19 protein-coding genes are annotated in these 20741 nt (G+C 59.1%); 11 read left to right on the forward strand and 8 right to left on the reverse strand.

Features of this window, described 5'->3' with window-relative positions; all coding sequences use genetic code 11:
* Positions 1 to 81: 81 nt before the first annotated feature.
* The 5 genes from nosZ to Q668_RS01785 all read left to right on the forward strand — a co-directional run bounded on the left by nosZ (position 82) and on the right by Q668_RS01785 (position 5724).
* Positions 82 to 1977 (forward strand): TAT-dependent nitrous-oxide reductase, encoded by a 1896-nt coding sequence (nosZ, locus tag Q668_RS01765; protein WP_022987869.1) that lies wholly within the window; start codon positions 82 to 84, stop codon positions 1975 to 1977.
* A gap of 66 nt (positions 1978 to 2043) precedes the next feature.
* Entirely contained in the window at positions 2044 to 3312 is a 1269-nt protein-coding gene (locus Q668_RS01770) for a nitrous oxide reductase family maturation protein NosD (protein WP_022987870.1), read from the forward strand.
* A complete protein-coding gene (locus Q668_RS01775) occupies positions 3309 to 4241 on the forward strand; it encodes an ABC transporter ATP-binding protein (protein ID WP_022987871.1) in 933 nt (310 codons plus the stop codon). Before Q668_RS01770 ends, Q668_RS01775 begins: the two co-directional genes overlap by 4 nt.
* The gene (locus Q668_RS01780) at positions 4238 to 5068 is read left to right on the forward strand and encodes an ABC transporter permease (protein WP_022987872.1); all 831 of its coding nucleotides are present in this window, start codon (positions 4238 to 4240) and stop codon (positions 5066 to 5068) included. Before Q668_RS01775 ends, Q668_RS01780 begins: the two co-directional genes overlap by 4 nt.
* 23 nt (positions 5069 to 5091) lie before the next feature.
* Positions 5092 to 5724, forward strand: a complete 633-nt coding sequence (locus Q668_RS01785; RefSeq protein WP_022987873.1) for a nitrous oxide reductase accessory protein NosL — start codon at positions 5092 to 5094, stop codon at positions 5722 to 5724.
* A gap of 184 nt (positions 5725 to 5908) precedes the next feature.
* On the opposite strand, the gene moaA is transcribed toward Q668_RS01785, so the two are convergent.
* Positions 5909 to 6901 carry a GTP 3',8-cyclase MoaA gene (moaA, locus tag Q668_RS01790; protein WP_022987874.1) on the reverse strand — a complete coding sequence of 331 codons (993 nt, stop codon included), beginning with the start codon at positions 6899 to 6901 and terminating at the stop codon, positions 5909 to 5911.
* 196 nt (positions 6902 to 7097) lie between these two features.
* Between moaA and Q668_RS01795 the strand changes: the two genes are divergently transcribed.
* On the forward strand, positions 7098 to 7490 hold the full coding sequence (locus Q668_RS01795; protein WP_022987875.1) for a YbaN family protein: 393 nt from the start codon (positions 7098 to 7100) through the stop codon (positions 7488 to 7490).
* A 25-nt stretch (positions 7491 to 7515) separates the two neighbouring features.
* A complete protein-coding gene (locus Q668_RS01800) occupies positions 7516 to 7953 on the forward strand; it encodes an RrF2 family transcriptional regulator (protein WP_022987876.1) in 438 nt (145 codons plus the stop codon).
* Here the strand turns inward: Q668_RS01800 and Q668_RS01805 are convergent.
* Both Q668_RS01805 and Q668_RS01810 read right to left on the reverse strand, forming a co-directional pair.
* A complete protein-coding gene (locus Q668_RS01805) occupies positions 7941 to 9038 on the reverse strand; it encodes a fatty acid desaturase family protein (protein ID WP_022987877.1) in 1098 nt (365 codons plus the stop codon). The two genes, Q668_RS01800 and Q668_RS01805, sit on opposite strands and share 13 nt — an antisense overlap.
* Positions 9039 to 9085: 47 nt before the next feature.
* Positions 9086 to 10192 carry a ferredoxin reductase gene (locus tag Q668_RS01810; protein ID WP_022987878.1) on the reverse strand — a complete coding sequence of 369 codons (1107 nt, stop codon included), beginning with the start codon at positions 10190 to 10192 and terminating at the stop codon, positions 9086 to 9088.
* Between the two features lie 198 nt (positions 10193 to 10390).
* Here Q668_RS01810 and Q668_RS01815 point away from each other — a divergent pair, with 198 nt between their 5' ends.
* Positions 10391 to 11029, forward strand: coding sequence for a TetR family transcriptional regulator (locus Q668_RS01815; protein ID WP_022987879.1), 639 nt, complete (start codon positions 10391 to 10393; stop codon positions 11027 to 11029).
* An 18-nt stretch (positions 11030 to 11047) separates the two neighbouring features.
* Here Q668_RS01815 and Q668_RS01820 read toward each other — a convergent pair whose 3' ends face one another.
* Both Q668_RS01820 and Q668_RS01825 read right to left on the reverse strand, forming a co-directional pair.
* Positions 11048 to 12493: a WS/DGAT/MGAT family O-acyltransferase gene (locus tag Q668_RS01820; protein WP_022987880.1), complete on the reverse strand. Its 1446-nt coding sequence runs from the start codon at positions 12491 to 12493 to the stop codon at positions 11048 to 11050.
* 164 nt (positions 12494 to 12657) lie between these two features.
* A complete protein-coding gene (locus Q668_RS01825) occupies positions 12658 to 13122 on the reverse strand; it encodes a PepSY domain-containing protein (protein ID WP_022987881.1) in 465 nt (154 codons plus the stop codon).
* Positions 13123 to 13265: 143 nt separating this feature from the next.
* Here Q668_RS01825 and Q668_RS01830 point away from each other — a divergent pair, with 143 nt between their 5' ends.
* Genes Q668_RS01830 through Q668_RS01840 form a run of 3 tightly spaced genes read left to right on the forward strand, consistent with a single transcriptional unit; the run spans position 13266 to position 15660 of the window.
* Positions 13266 to 13661, forward strand: coding sequence for a PepSY domain-containing protein (locus Q668_RS01830; protein ID WP_022987882.1), 396 nt, complete (start codon positions 13266 to 13268; stop codon positions 13659 to 13661).
* Complete coding sequence (locus tag Q668_RS01835; RefSeq protein ID WP_022987883.1) at positions 13658 to 14329, forward strand: response regulator transcription factor; 672 nt, start codon at positions 13658 to 13660, stop codon at positions 14327 to 14329. The genes Q668_RS01830 and Q668_RS01835 overlap by 4 nt, the downstream gene beginning before the upstream one ends.
* Positions 14329 to 15660: a sensor histidine kinase gene (locus tag Q668_RS01840; RefSeq protein WP_022987884.1), complete on the forward strand. Its 1332-nt coding sequence runs from the start codon at positions 14329 to 14331 to the stop codon at positions 15658 to 15660. The genes Q668_RS01835 and Q668_RS01840 overlap by 1 nt, the downstream gene beginning before the upstream one ends.
* Here the strand turns inward: Q668_RS01840 and Q668_RS01845 are convergent.
* From Q668_RS01845 to Q668_RS01855, 3 genes are read right to left on the reverse strand one after another with little or no spacing between them, the layout of a single operon-like run.
* Positions 15657 to 17222: a SpoVR family protein gene (locus Q668_RS01845; protein WP_022987885.1), complete on the reverse strand. Its 1566-nt coding sequence runs from the start codon at positions 17220 to 17222 to the stop codon at positions 15657 to 15659. The genes Q668_RS01840 and Q668_RS01845 overlap by 4 nt on opposite strands.
* Positions 17219 to 18508, reverse strand: a complete 1290-nt coding sequence (locus tag Q668_RS01850) for a YeaH/YhbH family protein (protein WP_227498256.1) — start codon at positions 18506 to 18508, stop codon at positions 17219 to 17221. The genes Q668_RS01845 and Q668_RS01850 overlap by 4 nt, the downstream gene beginning before the upstream one ends.
* 26 nt (positions 18509 to 18534) lie before the next feature.
* On the reverse strand, positions 18535 to 20457 hold the full coding sequence (locus Q668_RS01855) for a PrkA family serine protein kinase (protein WP_022987887.1): 1923 nt from the start codon (positions 20455 to 20457) through the stop codon (positions 18535 to 18537).
* Between the last annotated feature and the right edge of the window lie 284 nt (positions 20458 to 20741).

Genomic DNA, 20741 nt, shown 5'->3' on the forward strand with positions numbered 1-20741 from the left:
TAGTCCCGAGGAGCCAAACATAAGGCCCCGGAAAGCCATGAGAAGCAATAACCGCCATAACCAATAACGGAGTTGGATGCTATGAAAAAAAGAGATGATCTGACCAAGGACACGCCGGAGGCACCGGAAGGTGGCCTGAGCCGTCGTCGCTTCATGGGTGCAGCCGCAATCGCAGGCGTAGCCGGCGCAACCGGTCTTGGTTCATCCATCATGACCCGTGAATCGTTCGCGGCTGCCGCCAAGGAAGCCAAGAACAAGATTCACGTCGAGCCTGGCGAACTGGACGAATACTACGGTTTCTGGAGTGGTGGCCACCAGGGTGAAGTACGTGTTCTGGGCGTGCCGTCCATGCGCGAACTGATGCGGATTCCGGTATTCAACGTGGACCCGGCGACTGGCTGGGGTATCACCAACGAGAGTAAAGAAATTCTCGGCGGCGACCAGCAGTACCTGAACGGCGACTGCCACCACCCGCACATCTCCATGGAAGATGGCCGTTATGATGGCAAGTACCTGTTCATCAACGACAAGGCCAACACCCGTGTAGCCCGTATCCGTCTGGACATCATGAAGACGGACAAGATTACCCACATTCCGAACGTCCAGGCCATTCACGGCCTGCGTCTGCAGAAAGTGCCGCGCACCAAGTATGTCTTCTGCAACGCCGAGTTTGTCATTCCGCAGCCGAACGACGGCAGCGAATACAGCCTGGAAAACAGCTACACCATGTTCAACGCGATCGACGCGGACACCATGGAAGTAGCCTGGCAGGTAATCGTAGACGGCAACCTGGATAATACCGATGCCGACTACACCGGTAAGTACGCAGCCTCTACCTGCTACAACTCCGAGAAAGCCAACGACCTGGCCGGCACCATGCGTAACGACCGCGACTGGGTGGTTGTGTTCAACGTCGAGCGCATTGAAGCCGCCATCAAGGCCGGTAACTTCAAGACCATCGGTAACTCCAAGGTTCCGGTTGTAGACGGCCGCGGCAAGTCCGACGTTACCCGTTACATCCCGGTACCGAAGAACCCGCACGGTCTGAACACCTCTCCGGATGGCAAGTACTTCATCGCCAACGGCAAGTTGTCTCCGACCGCCTCGGTCATCCAGATCGACAAGCTGGACGACCTGTTCGATGACAAGATCGAGCTGCGGGATACTATTGTGGCAGAACCCGAGCTCGGCCTCGGGCCCCTGCACACCACCTTTGACGGTCGTGGCAACGCCTATACCACGCTGTTTATCGACAGCCAGGTATGTAAGTGGAACATTGCCGATGCCATCAAGCACTACAATGGCGAAGAGGTGAACTACATCCGCCAGAAGCTGGATGTTCACTACCAGCCGGGCCACAACCACGCGTCTCTGACCGAGTCCCGCGATGCCGACGGCAAGTGGCTGGTGGTACTGTCCAAGTTCTCCAAGGACCGCTTCCTGCCGGTTGGCCCGCTGCACCCGGAGAACGACCAGCTGATCGACATTTCCGGTGAGGAAATGAAGCTGGTACACGACGGCCCGACCTTTGCCGAGCCGCACGACTGCATCCTGGTGCGTCGTGACCAGATCAAGACCAAGAAGATCTGGGAACGTGACGATGCCTTCTTCGCCCCGACTGTGGAGCGTGCCAAGAAAGACGGCATCACCCTGGAAGCCGACAACAAGGTTATCCGCGACGGCAACAAGGTTCGTGTTTACATGACCTCTGTAGCGCCGCAGTTCGGTATGACCGAGTTCAAGGTGAAAGAAGGTGACGAAGTGACGGTTACCGTAACCAACCTGGATACCATCGAAGACGTAACCCACGGCTTCTGTATGGTAAACCACGGTGTTAGCATGGAAATCAGCCCGCAGCAGACGTCGTCTGTTACCTTTACGGCCGGCAAGCCCGGTGTGTACTGGTACTACTGCAACTGGTTCTGCCATGCGCTGCACATGGAAATGGGCGGTCGTATGCTGGTCGAAAAGGCCTGATCACTGCTCCTGGCAAGGAGTCCCGGTTTCGGGGCTCCTGCCTTCACCTTTTTCCGAGAACATTTGATGTACCAGATTCTGCGTTATGGGGTGGCCCTGTCAGTCGCTCTCTTATCGCTTGCCGCTCATGCGAACCTGCAACAGCAGCTTGATAACCTGGAACCGGGTTCGGCCATCGAACTTCCTCCCGAAACACTTTCGCCACTGGCTGTCAGGGTGCCGGGTGTTACTGTGTCCTGCGCGCCAGACACTGTGATTGATGGCGGGGGCAAGGGCAACGCTGTGCATATCCTGGCCGAGGAAGTCACTTTATCCGGCTGCACGGTGCGCAACTGGGGCATGGACCTGAACGAACTGGACGCGGGCATTTTTGTCGCCCGGGAAGCCAGGGGATCCACCATCGAGAACAACCAGCTGCAGGGGCCGGCCTTCGGCATCTGGCTGGATGCGACACCGGATGTGACGGTGCGCAACAACCGTATTCGGGGTGATATCAGCCTGCGGTCCCAGGACCGGGGCAACGGTATCCACCTGTTCAATACCACCGGGGCGCTGATTGAAGACAACGACATCAGCCAGACCCGTGATGCCATCTACATCGAAACCGCCAATAACAACAAGATCCTCAACAATGTGATGACGGATCTGCGGTATGGCATCCACTACATGTATTCCATGAACAACCTGCTGGAAGGCAACCTTACCCGAGGCACCCGCACCGGCTATGCCCTGATGCAGAGCAAGCGCCTGACCGTTATCAACAACCGCTCGGAAGACGACCAGAACTACGGAATCCTGATGAACTTCATCACCAACTCCACCTTGCGGGGCAACGTGGTGAAGGGCGTGTCTGAAGGGCAGACCGGTGACGTGATGATTACCGGGGGCGAAGGCAAGGCCGTGTTTATCTATAACTCCCTGTATAACACCTTCGAAGGCAACCTGTTTGCCGACAGCAACATCGGCATTCACCTGACCGCCGGCTCGGAAGACAACGAAGTTTTCGACAACGCCTTCGTGAACAACGAGCGCCAGGTCAAGTATGTGGCCACCCGCACCCAGTCCTGGGCCAAAGAAGGCAAAGGCAATTTCTGGAGTGACTACCTGGGCTGGGACCGCAACCAGGACGGCCTGGGCGATGTCCCCTATGAGCCCAACGACAACGTGGACCGGCTGCTGTGGAAATACCCGGAAGCCAAGGTGCTGATGTTCAGCCCTGCGGTCGACACCCTGCGCTGGGTGCAGGATGCCTTCCCGGTAGTGAAATCTGCCGGTGTGAGTGACCCCCATCCGCTGATGCGAATTCCCGAGTACCTGGAATCGGAGATCCGATGAACTGTTTTCGACTTGAGAACGTCAGCCACTGTTACGACAAGGCGACGGTGCTGCACGGTGTTGACCTGCGGCTGGAACCGGGAGAAATCCTCGGCCTGTTCGGCCACAACGGGGCTGGCAAGACCACCTCGATCAAACTGATCCTGGGATTGATGAAGCCTACCGAAGGCAAGGTGTCAGTCCTCGATGGCGAGGCTGGCGACCCGAACGTGACCCAGCATATCGGCTACCTGCCGGAGAACGTGATGTTCTACCCGCAGCTGACCGGCCGGGAAATTCTCAGCCACTTCGCCCGCCTGAAAGGCGCACCCCTGCGCCAGGTGCCGGAACTGCTGAAACAGGTGGGCCTTGGTGACGCCATGGACGCCCGCACCAAAACCTATTCCAAAGGCATGCGCCAGCGCCTGGGCCTGGCCCAGGCCCTGCTCGGCAAGCCCAAACTGCTGATGCTGGACGAACCCACAGTCGGCCTCGACCCGGTGGCCACCGCAGACCTGTACCGGTTGTTGCGTGATCTGCGCGACGAAGGCACAGGCATCGTACTGTGCTCCCACGTACTGCCGGGTGTTGAACCCTACATCGACCGCGCCGCCATTCTGACCGAAGGCGCCCTGAAAGCCGCCGGCGACCTGCCATCCCTGAGACAGCAAGCCAACATGCCGGTTACCCTGAGCCTGTTGCCCAGCAACAGCCTGGCGGCGCTTGAAAAAGTAATCGAACAGGCAGGGGAGAGCACCGGCCTGATGATGAAAACCGATAACGGACGACTGCAGGTAGACGTGAGACCCCTGGAAAAAATGCCCCTGATCCAGACCCTGATGAACTCCGGCGAAGTAGCCGACCTGGGCATTCACCAGCCCAGCCTTGAAGACATCTACGTGCACTTCATCGGCTCCGGCGGCCTGGCACATCGTGGAGGCAGCCAATGAACGCAATCTGGACCATCGCCCGAAAAGAACTGAGCGACAGCCTGCGTAACCGCTGGCTGGTAGCAATCTCTGTGGTCTTCGCCACCCTGGCACTGGGTATTGCCTGGTTCGGCGCGGCCGCTTCCGGGCAGGTAGGCTATGCCTCCACCCCCGCCACCATCGCCAGCCTGGCCAGCCTGGGTATCTTCCTGATTCCCCTGATCGCCCTGCTGCTGGCCTACGATGCCATCGTCGGTGAAGAAGAAGGCGGCACCCTGTTGCTGCTGATGACCTACCCGCTGAGCAAAAGCCAGCTGCTGCTGGGCAAATTCATGGGCCATGGCCTGACCCTGGCCCTCGCCACCCTGATCGGCTTTGGCGTTGCGGGCATTGCCATTGCCGTCCTGGTAGAAGACGTCGGCATCGGCGCCCTGGCCGTGGCCATGGGGCGCTTCATCGGCTCTACCATCCTGCTGGGCTGGGGCTTTATCGCCCTGGCGTACCTGGTCAGCGTGCGGGTCAGCGAAAAGCCCGTCGCCGCCGGCATGGCCCTGGCGATCTGGTTCTTCTTTGTCCTGATCTTTGACCTGATGCTGCTGGGCGTCCTGGTGGCCAGCGAAGGTAAACTCAACCCCGAGTTACTGCCCTGGCTGCTGATGCTCAACCCCACCGACATCTACCGGTTGCTCAACATCGTCGCCTTCGGCGACAGCAGCCAGTTGAGTGGTGTCCTCAGCCTGGGCTCCGACCTGCCCATCGGCGCCGGCGGCCTATGGCTCGGCCTGCTGGTGTGGTGTGCCGTTCCCCTGGGCGGCGCCTTGTTACTGTTCAAAAACCGAAGAATCTGACCCTTACCGGAGAGCATTGACCCATGACAACCCACTTCAGCAAATGGCTCCTCGCCGCACTGGCTGCCGTCATCCTCGCTGGCTGCTCCGGCGGTGAACAGGAAGTCGTCGCCAAGCCCGACCCCGTCCACTTCGAATCCGGCGACGAATGCCACGTATGCGGCATGGTCATCACCAACTTCCCGGGCCCCAAAGGCCAGGCCTTCACCGATCGCGAACAGCACACCCGCAAGTTCTGCTCCACCAAAGACATGTTCGCCTGGTTCCTGCAGCCGGAAAACGAAAACCGCGATCACACCCTGTACGTCCACAACATGGCCCAGACCGACTGGGAACACCCGGACGACACCCAACTGATCGACGCCCGTGAAGCCTTCTACGTCGTCGGCTCCGAACGCACCGGCGCCATGGGCCCGACCCTGGCCTCCTTCGCCACCGAGACCGAAGCGGCTGACTTTGCCTCAGAGCACGGCGGAGAAGTCTTTGCCTTCGCAGATATCACTATGGACCACCTCAACGCCGGCATGACCATGCACGACATGGGTGGCATGGAAGGTATGCATGATGGACACGATATGGACATGGCTGAAGAAGCCGGAATGGCTGGCGACGACAACATGGAAGAAGACCACAGCGGTCACAATATGGAGCACTAAGCGAAGGCGCTGATTAACTACGCGGATAAATGCTTTTGGAATCTGGCAGGGAAGCCGGCAGAGCAGGTAAGAAACCTTCTCACAAAAATTTGCGGAGCCATGGATGGCGGAGCAGAAGCGCCACAGGGAAGTGCCGCAAGGAGCGGTTTTTGGGAGAAGGTTTCTTACCTGCTCCCACTCCGAACTAGCCGCCGGTCATATTCATAAACCGAAGAATCTGCACCTCCCCCTCCGAAGAAAAGTGATGCCGCTCCGGCTTCAAATCCATCGCCGAAATAATCGCCTGCCGAAGCTTCTCATCATCCCCGGGGAACTCCCGCAGAACCTCCCGCAAATCCATCGAATGCTCATTCCCCAGGCACAGCAAAAGCCGCCCCTCCACCGTAACCCGAACCCGGTTACAGGTGTCGCAGAAATTATGGGAATGCGGAGAAATAAAACCCACCCGAACCGGACTGTCCGGCATCCGGTAATAGCGCGCAGGCCCGCCGGAATCCTCGGTAGCGGGAATCAGCTCATGGCGCTGGCGGATAATGTCCCGCACCTCGGCACTGGTACACAGGGCCAGCCCACGGTCGTGCTCGGAAATTTCCCCCAGCGGCATCTCCTCGATAAACGTGATATCCAGCTGCTTCTTCCGGGCGAACTCGATCAGTTCCGGCACTTCCACGTCGTTCCGGCCCTTCATCACCACCGTATTCAGCTTGATACCCCGAAAGCCCGCCTCCCGGGCGGCTTCAATGCCATCAAGCACCTGGCTCAATTTGCCGGTGCGGGTTATACGGTGAAACTTGTCAGCATCCAGTGAATCCAGGCTGATATTAAGGCGGTGCAGCCCACCCCGGCGCAGCTCATCCGCCATCTGCGGTAACTGGCTGCCGTTGGTGGTCATGGCGAAGTCCCGCAGGCCGTAACTGCCGATCTCCCTGACCAGGTCCAGGACACCCTTGCGAACCAGGGGCTCACCCCCGGTCAGGCGTATCTTCTCGGTGCCAAGATCCACAAAGTTACGGGCCACCCGGGCGATCTCTTCCAGCGAGAGAATCTGGCTACGGGGCAGAAACACCATCTCTTCAGCCATGCAGTAAACACAACGGAAGTCACAGCGATCCGTCACCGACAGGCGAACATAGTTCACCGTGCGGCCGAAGCGGTCTGTCAGTTGGTTTGCGGGCATCTGGGCGATTCCTGTTGCAACACAAGGTTATGAGTATAGATGCAGTATGGCAAAGCCTGAGACAGATTCCGAGACCTGAGTAAGGATAAACACCGCTACCACCGTACAACCATTAATGGGTATTTTTTATGCAGGTTATAGGCGCTAAACTGAAAGCAAGACCCTATTCCTTAATCACGGTAGAATGGATACAGGTATGAACGGTCACGAGGCCCGCATGATGGCCGCACAGCCAAACAAAACCGGTTTCCGGATTCTTGCGTATATCTCGGCATTGCTCGGGTTAGCTGGCGTAGTGCTGCCTCTGCTTCCGACCACGCCCTTTGTGTTGCTGGCCGCCTTTTTTGCCAGCAAAGGGTCGCCGGCATTTGCCCTGTGGCTGGAGCAGCACCCGGCTTTTGGCCCTGCCATTGAACAGTGGCGGGAACGGCGAGCCATCCCCCTGAAAGCGAAACTGCTGGCCCTGGGAATGATGGTTCTGAGCTGGACTATGCTGCTGGCGCTCGGCTCGCCCATGCTGGTACTGACAATTTCCGGCCTGTGCCTTTCGGCAATCGCCGCTTACTTGATAAGCCGGCCGTCCTGCTGAACCGCACGGCCCCTTGGAGCATTAAATGCATATCACCCGTTACACAGACTATTCACTCCGGGTTCTGATCTATCTGGCCGAACAGGGTGACCGGCTGGCGACTATCCAGGAAATCGCCGACAGCTACGAGATTTCCAAGAATCACCTGATGAAGGTGGTGCACCAGCTGAACAAGAAAGGCTACATAGAGACTGTACGTGGCAAGAAAGGCGGCATGCGCCTGCACATGTCCCCGGACGAAATCAATGTGGGAATCCTGGTTCGGGAAACCGAGCAGGATCTGAGTATTGTGGAATGCCTGTCCTCCAACAATGCCTGCAAGATTACCCCGGTGTGCGGCCTCAAGCACATGTTCAGCGAAGCCTTGAATGCGTTCCTGGATGTGCTCGATAAATACACCCTGGCCGATGTGATCCGCGATCAGCACCGGCCACAGTTGGTTCGCCTGCTTCAGATTGCCTGAAGCTGGCCACTTCCCCGCTGTTCCAGACGGGTTCTGACCGCATCCGGCAGGGAGAAACGGGCTATCCGGCTCAGCACGGTGCCGTACTGTTTGGCGAAGCTGCCGGTGTTATAGGGAATGTCATACTTCTTGCACACTTCCTGTACCTTCGCGGAAATCTCCGGGTAACGGTGGGCCGGCAGGTCCGGGAATACGTGGTGTTCCACCTGGTAACTCAGATGACCGCTCAGCACATGCAGCCACTTGCCGCCGGTAAAGTTGGATGAGCCGCTTAGCTGACGCAGGTACCAGTGGCCCTTGCTCTCGCCCTCGCACTCTTCCTCGGTAAAGGTTTCCGCATCCTGGGTGAAGTGCCCGCAGAAAATCACCGTGGAGGCCCAGATGTTCCGGATCAGGTTGGCGCCCACGTTACCGGCCAGCACAACCGGCGCAACCGGCAGGGTCAGCAGCGGGAAGAAAACGTAATCCTTGAAGGCCTGGCGGCCACCCTTGCGGGCGAAGTCTTTCAGGAAGGGTAACTTGTCGCGCCAGCGTAACTCACCCCGGCGAATTTTCTCGCTCTCCAGCTCATGCACGCCCACACCCCACTGGAACAGTACCGTCAGCAGGATGTAGTTCACGAACTGCAGCAGGTGCCCCGGGTGCCATTTAACATCATCGCTCAGTCGCAGCACGGCATAGCCGTAATCCCGGTCCTTGCCGATGATGTTGGTGTAGGTGTGGTGCTCGTAGTTGTGGGTCTGGCGCCAGGATTCGCTGGTGCACACGGTGTCCCATTCGTAGGTCTGGGAGTTCAGGGCCGGGTCGTTCATCCAGTCGTACTGGCCGTGCATCACGTTATGGCCGATTTCCATGTTTTCCAGGATCTTGGCGATACCCAGGCTGGCAGTGGCCGCTACAAAAACCGGCGGGATGAAGCCAAAAGGCATCATCACCCGGCCACCCACTTCCAGGGTGCGGTGCAGGCGGATGATCTTGCGGATGTAGGTGGCATCCCGCTCGCCCAGGTCAGCCAGCACTTCATCGCGGATGGCATCCAGGTCTTGCTGGAGGCCGTTCAGTTGTTCTTCGCTAAGCTTTTTCATGGTGCTTTCTCCTTGCGGCACTCCGGCCGCAACGCAAAAATTTGGGGTTATACGTCTATCTGAACCGGCCCGCGGGGCACGGAAACACAAAGCTGGACGCTTTCTTCGCCGGGGCCGGATACCTTGCCGGTCAAACGGTTAACCACGGTGCCGCTGGTCTTGCGGCAGCTGCACTGGTGGCAGATGCCCATGCGGCAGCCGTAACGGGGCTTGAGGCCTGCAGCTTCGGCAATTTCCAGCAGGTTGGCATCGCCTTCGGAGCCCACATTCACGCTGCTGCGGGTAAAGCTGACTTCGCCACCCAGCTGGTCGTTATCCAGGGCGGCCGGGGCAGGGGGCGCAAAAAACGTGCTGTGCATCTGCGATTCTGCCAGGCCACGCTGCTGCAGCAATTCCGCAGCAAGGTCCATCAGGCCTTTCGGGCCGCACAGGTAGACTTCGCGTTCCTTCAGCCCGTCAATCGCTTCCAGGTCTGTATCGCAGAGGAAGCGGGGTTCCTTGCCTTCATGGGTGGCAATGATGTTCAGGGTCAGCCCGGGATAACGGGCGGCGATGGCCTCCAGCTTTTCCCTGCCAATAATGTCGTTACCGGTGCGCACGAAATACAGCAGGGTAACCGGCGCCGGGTAGTGGCTGGCGGCCATGGTTTCCAGCTGGCTGAGAACCGGGGTAATGCCGCTGCCGCCGGCGATAAACAGCACGGGTTTGGCGGGCTGCGGAACCAGGAACTCCCCGAAGGCATCGGCCAGGCCGAGGATATCGCCTTCGCTCAGGGAGTCGTGCAGCCAGTTGGTCACCAGGCCGCCCGGCAGGCGTTTAATGGTCAGGGTAATCAGGCCCTGTTTGTGCCACAGCTCCGGTGAGCTGGACAGGCTGAAGGTGCGGGTGCGCCGAATGCCGTCGATCTCGGTACAGATGTTCACATGCTGCCCGGCGTCGAAGCCGGTCCACCGGCTGGCGGGCTTGAGTACGAAGGTTTTGGTGTCGGCGGTTTCGGCCATAATGCGTTCTACCCGGGCAGGTGTGTGCTCCTGTACCCACATCGGGTTGATGGCGCCCGCGAGGGGGTCCAGCCAGGCAGCGGGGTCGTCCCGGTTCAGTAATTGCCGGCCAAGCCAGTGCAATGCCTTGGTTTGTGTCAGTCGTGCCAGCATGTTCGTTCTCCGTGTTTGTCGGGTGCCTTGTACGGGTCTATGTGTACAAGTGTTCACTAATGTGTACGACTGTACACACAAGTTTGACTTTCAACAATTACCTGCCCGGAGTGTTGGCTCGAAATGACAAGCTGGAAGGGTTTTTCTACGGTCTAATGTGTACACTTGTGAACCTGATAAACGCGGTACGGGTAAAAGATGGCAGACAAACAACGGCGCAGGCCGGGAGAAACCCGGGAAAAACTGATGAGTGCAGCCCTGGAGCTGGTGGGTAAGGGGCGGCATTTTGCCAGTCTGGGTATCCGGGAGGTGACTCGTCAGGCGGGGGTGGTGCCTACATCATTTTATCGCCATTTCCGGAGCATGGACGACCTGGGCCTGCAGCTGGTGGACGAGCTGGGGCTGGTGTTACGCCGGATGATGCGTGAGGCCAGGGGGAATGTATTGCAGGCAGACAAGCTGATCGAGGAGTCCGTGGGTATATTCGTAGCCCATGCCCAGGCCAATCGCAGTTTTTTCATGTTTATGGCCCAGGGGCTGGCGGGTGAAAGCCGGGCGGTTCAGGAAGGGATTCGCAGTGAAATGCGGTTCTTTGCCAGTGAGCTTGCCAACGATCTGCGCCGGCTTCGGCTGATGCAGCATCTGAGCGATGCCGACCTGGATATGACCTGTGACCTGGTGGTTCGTACCGTTGCCTTCAGCCTGACGGACCTGCTCAGTATCGCGGCGGATGATGATTACCAGATTGGCCAGGTACGCAAGCGCACTTCCCGCTTCCTGCAGATGATCTTCGTGGGTGCCGGACACTGGCAGAGCGAATCCGGCACCGCACTTTAATCGGGCCTCAGGTTTTAATCAGGCCTCAGGCTTTTTCTTCTTTGCCGTAGATCGCGGCTTCTTCGGCCTGGGCGGCAGCACCAGGCTTTCCAGTTCATCCAGTGCCTCACCGGTGTACACCGCCAGCTTCTGCATGCTCGGCAGGGTGTCCCGGCAACCGGTGTACCCGAAGTTCAGCGAGCCGGCATAGCTCAGGCAGGTGATGTTGAGGGCGCCGCCGTGGGCAATCAACGAGACCGGGAACATGGCTTCGAGCTTTGCACCCTCGTAGTACAGGGTTTTTTCCGGCCCCGGCACGTTCGAGATGGTTACGTTGAACACCGGCCGCATGCGGCCGCCCAGCCCCGACATCAGCTGCAGAATATAGGGTGACATCAGCAGCATGGTGTACTGGGTCAATGCGCTCTTGGGCAGCTTTTGCAAGTGTTCCTTGGCCCGGCGGGTAGAAGCCTTGATCTGCTGCAAGCGGTTCAGCGGGTCGGCCTCGTTGGTGGACAGGGAGGCAATCATGAAGCTGATCTGGGTACCGGTACCTTCGTCATCCGCCGGGCGGATATTGACGGGAATGCCCGCGGTCAGGGGGATGGCGGGCACACTGTCCTGCTCCAGCAGGAACCGTCGCAGTGCGGTGCCGCACAGGTACAGCACAATATCGTTCAGGGAGCCGCCGGACGCCTGGGCCAGGGCTTTCAGGCGGTCCAGCTGGTAATGCTGGGTGGCAAAACGGCGCTGGCCGGTAACCCGGTGGTTCAGGATAGAGACCGGGCCGGTAAACGGTGCGGTCAGGCCATCTTCCGGGTGGCGAACCGAATGCACCAGGCGGTTGCCGGCCTGCCACAGGCGTGGTGCCATGTCGGCCTGCAGTTTCAGGGCATCCATGGCCTGGGAAACAGCTGCAGGCACGCTCGCCTCCGGGTCGGTTTTGCTGCCACGGCGCCGCTCCGGGCGCACGGTCCAGGGCGGCGGCATATTGACCCGGTCCGGATCGGTGGTCAGCACCCGTTGCATCAGGCGCACGCCGCTGATGCCATCAATCATGGAATGGTGCATCTTGGTGTACAGGGCAAAGCGGTTGTTCTCCAGCCCTTCAATTACGTGGCATTCCCACAGGGGGCGGGAGAAATCCAGCGGATTGGAATGCAGGCGCGACACCAGGATACCCAGTTCCCGTTCGCCGCCCGGACGGGGCAGGGCAGAGTGGCGTACGTGGTAGTCGAGATCGATATCCTTGTCGACCTTCCAGGCCGGGGCAAGCAGTCGTCCGAGAAAGCCCGACCAGGCCAGCTTGTAACCCCAGGGTGGTGCTACATCACCGGCATCTTTCATGCGGGCAACCATGTCCCGCAGGAAGGTTTCCGGTGCGCCTTCCGGCAATGAAAAAATCTGCAGGGTGCCCACGTGCATCGGGGTGTCTTCAGATTCCACAGCCAGCCAGGAGGCGTCCAGTGTTGCGAGCCGTTTCATTCCGTTGTGTTCTCCGCCAGTCGTTCAATTTATGGTTGTTGCCTGCAAGTATACTGGCTAAGCGGCCCGCAAACGATCAAAAACCGAGGTGGTAAGACGATTGTCCAGCCACCCTGCTATCTGGCCGGTGAGCAGGGTGGCTAGAGGCGCTTTCAAGGTTCGGTTTAGTTGTCCCGCTCGACTTTCACGGGTTCCAGACTGCCGGTACGGAAGTCCACTTCCAGCTCCCGGCCGTTGTCATCGTTGCCTTCTACCTCGATGTCGCCGTTACGCTTGATTTTCAGCTCTTCGATGGTTTCCATGCCCTGCCCACGGGCGGCATCCAGAAAGACCTGGACTTCCTGCGCGGTCAGGCCATACGACTCGCCTCTGGGCTTGCGGCGCTGTTCCCGCTCGATGTCGCCGTTGCCGTTCAGGTCCAGTTCCACAAACCAGTCCTGGCCCATCCAGCCCTCGATCTCGATGTCATCGGCCCGGTCGTCGTCAAACTCGATGCTCTGGAAGTTGGTGATGCCGTAGTCACTGCCAACCTGCAGCATGCGTTCGGCGTCTTCAAAGCTGCCCTTGGCAAAGGCTGCGGGGGCTGCGACAAGGCCGCTGATCAATGCGATGGTAAGGGTCTTTTTCATGGTGTTCTCCTTGTTTCTCTGTGTTTTGAAACCTGCCGGTTCTGCCCTGTTGGCTACCAGCCTGGGGCCAGATTAACGGGGCAGGGCTTTCAGCATCGTGATAGGCTCATTCATGATTCGTTCATCTGACTTTTGTCACCATAATGAGCATGGACAAAGACCGTTTTTCTCCGCCCTTATTGCCCGCAGACCGGTTTTCCCGCCGGGTGGTTCGGGCGCTCCTGCTGGCGCTGCTTGTCGCGGGCACCGTGCCCTTTGCGCAGGTCGCCTGCGCCGACGATGACGATGACTGGCGTCGCCTGCACCATGAGGTGGAAGCCGGCCGCATCAAACCTCTGAGCGAGATTCTCGACAGCCTGGCCCGGGACTGGGTCGGGGATGTGATTGATGTGGATATCGAGAAAGACGACGGTGAGATTATTTATGAGATCGAACTGCTGGGCCCCCAGGGTCAGGTGGTGGAGTTTGAGGTGAACGCCCGGACTGGCGAGGTTCTGGAGATTGAGGGCCGGAATATCCGGGGCATGGAGCGACGATGAAGATTCTCCTTGTTGAAGACGACACCGCACTGGCACAAGGCCTGGCCGGCGCCCTGCGGGAAGCCGGGTTGCTGGTGGAAGTGGCCGTGGACGGCCGCAGCGCAGATTTCCTGGTGAGTACCGAGCGCTACGATGCGGTGGTGCTTGATCTCGGCTTGCCCGATGGTAACGGTAGCCAGTGGTTGGCCGGCTGGCGGGGAAGGGGCATTGATTTGCCGGTGTTGATTCTGACTGCCCGGGAACGGTGGTCTGACAAAGCGGCCGGTTTTTCCGCCGGAGCCGATGACTATGTCACCAAACCGTTTGAAACCGCCGAAATCCTGTTCCGCCTGCGGGCCCTTGTGCGCCGGGCCCATGGCCATGCCCACCCGGTGATTACCGTGGGCGACATTGCGCTTGATACCCACGCAGGGCAGGTTACCCGTTCCGGCATGCCGGTGTCTTTGACAGCCCAGGAGTTCAGGCTGTTATCACACCTGATCCATGCGGCTCCCAGAATTGTTTCCCGCACCGAATTATCCGAGCACGTCTATGACGGCGACCAGGAGCCGGATTCCAATGTGATTGATGTTCAGGTGAGCCGGTTACGGCGCAAACTCGGTGCCGATGCCATCGAAACCGTACGCGGGCAAGGTTACCGGATGCACAGTGGCGGGGAATCGGCTTGATGCTGACACGTCTGCGCCGCTGGCCGGTCGCGGTTCGAATGCTGGTGTCCGCGCTGGTTCTGGTGCTGGTTATCCTGCCCCTGGCCGGCACCCTGCTGGCCTGGAATGTCCGGCAGGCTGTGAGCCAGTCCTTCGACGAGCGCCTGCTGTCCTTCCTGAACGTAGTGATTGCCGGCATCGAATTCGACCCACAAACCGGTGAACTGACCCCGGGCTCGCAGCTGGGTGATCCCCGCTTTGAGCGGGCGTACTCCGGATGGTACTGGCAGGTAAACGATAACAGCGGCCAGGTTATCACCTCCCGTTCGTTGTGGGATCAGCGCTTGCCCCAGGTCAGTGGCCGGGGGCCGGACTGGGTGGACGTTCCGGGGCCGCGGGAGCAGAGGCTCCGCCTGGTGGAGCGGGATGTACAGTTACCGGCCTTTGATGGCTGGTTGTCGGTGTCTGTTGCGGCCGACCTGTCAGATGTGGATACCCAGGTGTCGCGGTTTAACCGGTTGCTGGGGATATCGCTGACTACCCTGGGGGTCTTGCTGTTATTGATGATAGGCCTTCAGATTCGCTGGGGGCTGGCTCCATTACGGCGGCTTGAGCAGGATCTGCGCGCCATGGAAGCGGGCCGGGCCCGTTCCCTGACTACGGACCTGCCGGATGAACTGGCAAAGCTGGCGGATGCCATGAACCAGGTGCTTCAGCGCGACCAGGTGCTGATTGACCGGGGCCGCACTGCCGCCGGTAACCTGGCCCATGCGCTGAAAACGCCAGTCTCGGTGCTGACCACCCTGAGTGACAAATTGCCGGATGAGCAAAGAACCGCGTTCCGTACCGAGCTGGCTCGCATTGACGACGCCGTGCGCCATCATCTGGCACGGGCTTCTGCCGCCGGGCCGGCGGCATTGGGTGGTGTAGACCTGGCTGACGCGCTGGAGCCGGTATTGTCCGCCCTGGGTACACTCGCCGGGCGTCGGGGGCTGGTTCTTGATCTGCATATCAACGGTTCCGGCATGGTCCGCTTTGAACAGCAGGATCTCCAGGAAATTGCCGGTAACCTTCTGGAAAATGCCATCAACTGGGCCGAAAACCGGGTAAGTTTCTCTGCCCGGCTTGGTGTGGAAAGATTGGAGCTGGTGATCGAGGACGATGGTTCGGGCCTTTCAGCGGGCGACATTGAACAGGCCCTCACCCGGGGCGCCCGGCTGGACGAAAGCCGCTCCGGCTCCGGCCTTGGCCTGGCGATTGTGAAAGAGCTGGTGGAGCTCTACGGCGGCAGCCTGGACCTTGGCCCCTCGCCACTGGGCGGGTTGCGGGCCAAGGCCAGGTTCCCGGTTTAGTCGTCGGCGGCGTCGTCGTTACGGGGCGGGCAGTGGTGCGCCGCTACGATTCTGCCCTCATCCACGCTTTCCAGGTGTACATCAAACCCCCACAACCGGTGCACGTGCCGGAGCACTTCGTCGGTTTCCTGCCCCAGCGGCACCCGGTCCACCGGGATGTGATGCAGGGTCAGTGAGCGGTCGCCGCGCACATCCACATTCCACACCTGTATGTTCGGCTCCCGGTAACTGAGGTTGTACTGGTGGGCCAGCTTTTCCCGGAGAACCCGGTAGCCCGGATCGTCGTGAATGGCGGTGACGGTGTAGTGGTCTTCCTGGTCGTCGTTCTCGATGGCAAACAGTTTCAGATCGCGCATCACCTTGGGCGACAGGAACTGCTGGATAAAACTCTCGTCCTTGAAGTTGCGCATGGCGAAATGCACGGTTTCCAGCCAGTCTTTGCCGGCGATGTCCGGAAACCATTCCCGGTCTTCATCGGTGGGGTTCTCGCAGATCCGCCGCAGGTCGGTGAAAATGGAAAAGCCCAGGGTGTAAGGATTGATGCCGGAATACCAGGGGCTGTTGAACGGTGGCTGGTACACCACCGCCGTGTGGCTTTGCAGGAATTCCAGCATGAAGCCGTCGGTGACCAGGCCCTTTTCATACATCCGGTGCAGCAGGGTGTAGTGCCAGAAGGTGGCCCAGCCTTCGTTCATCACCTGGGTCTGGCGCTGTGGATAGAAATACTGGGCCAGCTTGCGCACGATGCGTACCAGTTCCCGCTGCCAGGTTTCCAGCAACGGCGCGTTTTTCTCGATGAAGTACAACAGGTTTTCCTGAGGCTCCTCCGGGTATCGGGGCCTGCGGCGAACCGGGTCCCCGTCGTCCTCTGCTTTGGGGATGGTTCGCCACAGATCGTTGATGCGGCGTTGTTCGTATTCTTCCCGCTCCTTTTGCCGGCGGGCCTCCTCGGCGGCCGAAATCGGGGCAGGGCGCTTGTAGCGGTCTACACCGTAGTTCATCAGTGCGTGGCAGGAGTCGAGAATCTCTTCCACGGCATCCACGCCGTGTCGCTCCTCGCACTCCGACACATAATGCCGGGCAAACACCAGGTAATCGATGATGGCACTGGCGTCTGTCCAGGTACGGAACAGATAATTGCCCTTGAAGAACGAGTTGTGGCCATAGCTGGCGTGGGCAATCACCAGGGCCTGCATGGGCAGGGTGTTCTCTTCCATCAGGTAGGCGATACAGGGATTGGAATTGATCACAATCTCATAGGCCAGCCCCATCTGGCCCCGCTGATAGCCCTTGGAGGTTTGCAGAAACTGCTTGCCGAAGGACCAGTGATGATAGCCCACCGGCATGCCGACGGAGCTGTAGGCATCCATCATCTGCTCGGCGGTAATCACTTCAACCTGGTTCGGGTAAGTGTCCAGTCCGAACTCGGCGGCGCATTTGGCAATTTCCTCGTCGTATTTCTGGATCAGTTCGAAGGTCCATTCCGAACTGGTGGAAATGGGCTTACCTGCCTTGGGTTGTTCGCTCTCCGGTGCGTTCGGGCGATCAATCAGGCTGCTCATGCCGCTTTCCTCTCGAACAACTGTCGGAAGACCGGGTAAATGTCGCCAGGATCGGCAATCTGCTGCATGGCGAAGCTCTGGGGAAACTGCTCCATGATTTTCTCGTATTCGTACCAGAGCATCTGGTGATCCTGGGGCGTGATTTCGATGTAGGAGTAGTACTGAACCAGTGGCAGGATTCGCTCAGACAGCAATTTGCCGCAGATGGGGGAGTCGTCGTTCCAGTTGTCGCCGTCGGACGCCTGGGCGGCATAAATGTTCCATTCCGCTGGCGAGTATCGGGCTTCGACAATCCGGTGCATCAGTTTAAGGGCGCTGGAGACAATGGTGCCCCCGGTTTCCCGGCTGTAGAAGAACTCTTCTTCGTCCACTTCCTTGGCGCTGGTGTGGTGGCGGATAAACACCACTTCGATTTTCTTGTAGTTTTTCTTCAGGAACAGATACAGCAGGATAAAGAAGCGTTTGGCGATGTCCTTGTGCATCTGGGTCATGGAACCGGATACATCCATCAGGCAGAACATCACCGCACTGGTGGCGGGTTTGGGCTGCTTCAGGTGTTGCCTGTAGCGCAGGTCGATCTCGTCAATGAAAGGAATGCGTTTGACGTTGGCTTTCAGCCGCGCGATTTCCTCTTCCAGCACCTTGATCTGGTCTTCATGGCTGAAGGCCGGGTCCAGGTCATCCGGAGCGCTTTTCAGGGCTTCCAGCTGCTTTTCCAGGTCCTTGATCTTCTTCTTGCGGGCGCCGCCCAGGCCCAGCCGCCGGGCATGGGCGCCCCGCAGGGAGCGCACCACGTCCAGCTTGGCGGGAACGCCCTGGCTGGTAAAGCCGGCCCTGACATAGCTGAAGGCTTCGGTGTCTTTAAGCTGCTTGCGGGCCAAGTTGGGCAGTTCCAGGTCATCAAAGAGGAATTCCAGGAATTCTTCCTGGGTAATCTGGAACGCGAACTCATCCATGCCCTCGCCATCCGGGCTGGCCTGGCCTTGACCCTGGCCCTGACCACCACCGCCCTGGGGTTTGGCAATGGTATCGCCGGCCACCCATTCCTGGTTGCCGGGGTGAACGACCTCGCGCCGGCCACCGGGGCCGTGGTGAAAAATGGGTTCGTCGATATCCCGGGCGGGGATGCTGACTTTTTCACCCCGCTCGATATCGGTGATGGAGCGCTTCTGAACGGCATCCGACACCGCTTTCTTGATGTGATGGCGATACCGGCGCAGGAACCGTTCCCGGTTCACTGCGCTCTTGTTCTTGCCGTTCAGGCGCCGGTCGACAATGTGGGTCATACCCATGGGTCTGCTCCCGCTGGCCGTTAATGGGACTTACGTACACGCAGATACCACTCGGCGAGCAAGCGGACCTGTTTCTCGGTGTACCCACGTTCGACCATGCGTTCCACAAACTGTTTGTGCTTCTTCTGGTCTTCCTGGCTGGCTTTCGGATTGAAGGAAATCACCGGCAGCAGGTCTTCGGTGTTCGAGAACATCTTCTTCTCGATCACGCTGCGCAGCTTCTCGTAGCTGAGCCAGCTCGGGTTCTGGCCCTGGTTGTTGGCCCGGGCCCGCAGGACAAAGTTGACCACTTCGTTGCGGAAATCCTTCGGGTTGGAAATACCGGCCGGTTTCTCGATCTTCTCCAGTTCATCGTTGATGGAGGCCCGGTCCAGGATTTCCCCGGTTTCCGGATCCCGGAATTCCTGGTCCTGAATCCACAGGTCGGCATAGGTCACGTAACGGTCGAACAGGTTCTGGCCGTATTCGCTGTAGCTTTCCAGGTAGGCGGTCTGGATTTCCTTGCCGATAAACTGCACGTAGTGGGGCGCCAGGTATTCCTTGATGAAGCGCAGGTACTTTTCCTGGATTTCCGGCGGGTATTGCTCCTGCTCGATCTGCTTTTCCAGTACGTACAGCAGGTGCACCGGGTTGGCTGCCACTTCGGTGGTGTCGAAGTTGAATACCTTGGACAGGATCTTGAACGCGAAACGGGTAGACAAGCCGTCCATGCCTTCCATCACTCCGGCCGCATCCCGGTACTCCTGGATGGACTTGGCTTTGGGGTCGGTGTCTTTGATGCTCTGGCCGTCGTACACCTTCATCTTGGAGAAGATGCTGGAGTTTTCCGGCTCCTTGATGCGGGACAGCACAGAGAACTGGGCCAGCATGTCCAGCGTGTCCGGGGCGCAGGGCGCACCTGCCAGGGAGCTGTTCTTCAGCAGCTTGCGGTAGATCTCGATCTCTTCGCTTACCCGCACACAGTAGGGCACCTTGACGATGTACACCCGGTCCAGGAAGGCTTCGTTGTGCTTGTTGTTGCGGAAGGTCTGCCACTCGGATTCGTTGGAGTGGGCCAGGATAACGCCGTCGAAGGGCACCGAGCCCATGCCTTCGGTGGTGTTGTAGTTGCCTTCCTGGGTGGCGGTCAGCAACGGGTGCAGCACCTTGATCGGTGCCTTGAACATCTCCACAAACTCCATCAGCCCCTGGTTGGCTTTGCACAGGCCACCGCTGAAGCTGTAGGCATCCGGGTCATCCTGGGAGAAGTCTTCCAGCATGCGGATGTTGACCTTGCCCACCAGCGCCGAGATGTCCTGGTTGTTGTCGTCACCGGGTTCGGTTTTGGAAACGGCAATCTGGTCGAGCACCGAGGGGTAGCGTTTGACTACCCGGAACTGGCTGATGTCGCCGCCGAATTCGTGCAGGCGTTTGACCGCCCAGGGCGACATGATGTTCTTCAGGTAGCGGCCGGGGATGCCATACTCTTCTTCCAGGATCGGGCCATCCTCGGCCGGGTCAAACAGGCCCAGCGGGCTTTCGTTCACCGGTGAGCCCTTGATGGCGTAGAAGGGTACTTTCTGCATCAGGGCTTTGAGTTTCTCGGCCAGGGAGGATTTGCCGCCGCCAACGGGGCCGAGCAGGTACAGGATCTGTTTCTTTTCTTCCAGGCCCTGGGCGGCGTGGCGGAAGAAGGACACGATGTTTTCCACGGCTTCTTCCATGCCGTAAAACTCATCGAATTCCGGGTATCGCTTGATGACTTTGTTGGAGAAGATGCGTGACAGGCGAGAGTCACGGGAGGTATCGATGAGTTCGGGTTCGCCGATGGCGATCAGCATCCGCTCGGCTGCGGTGGCGTATGCTGTCGGGTCCTGTTTGCAGATTGCCAGGTATTCCTCAAGGGAATACTCTTCCTCCTGAGTCTGGGCATACCGGTCTTTGAAGTGCTGCAGAATGGTCATAGATGGCCCCTCGCTTTTCTCTTGTCTGTTATAGCGTCACGCAATGTCCCCGTTTTTGTTTCGCCGCCGTTCCGGGCGGTGTGTCTGGCGCTGAATTAAATGGGTTGGTTCTGGCAGGTATACGTTGTCCGGTGCGTTCCGGCCTGCTTGTTTTGAGCTTAGTTCACAGTTGCGGGGTTGGACAGGTGGGGGTCATGTTCGGTTCATTAAATTGTGGTATAGGGGATTTGCGGCGGCTTCCGGGTTTTGGGGGCTGACGTACACCGGGGCAGGATTTTTCAGGG

The organism is Marinobacter sp. ES-1 (assembly GCF_000475255.1).
Lineage (GTDB): Bacteria > Pseudomonadota > Gammaproteobacteria > Pseudomonadales > Oleiphilaceae > Marinobacter > Marinobacter vinifirmus.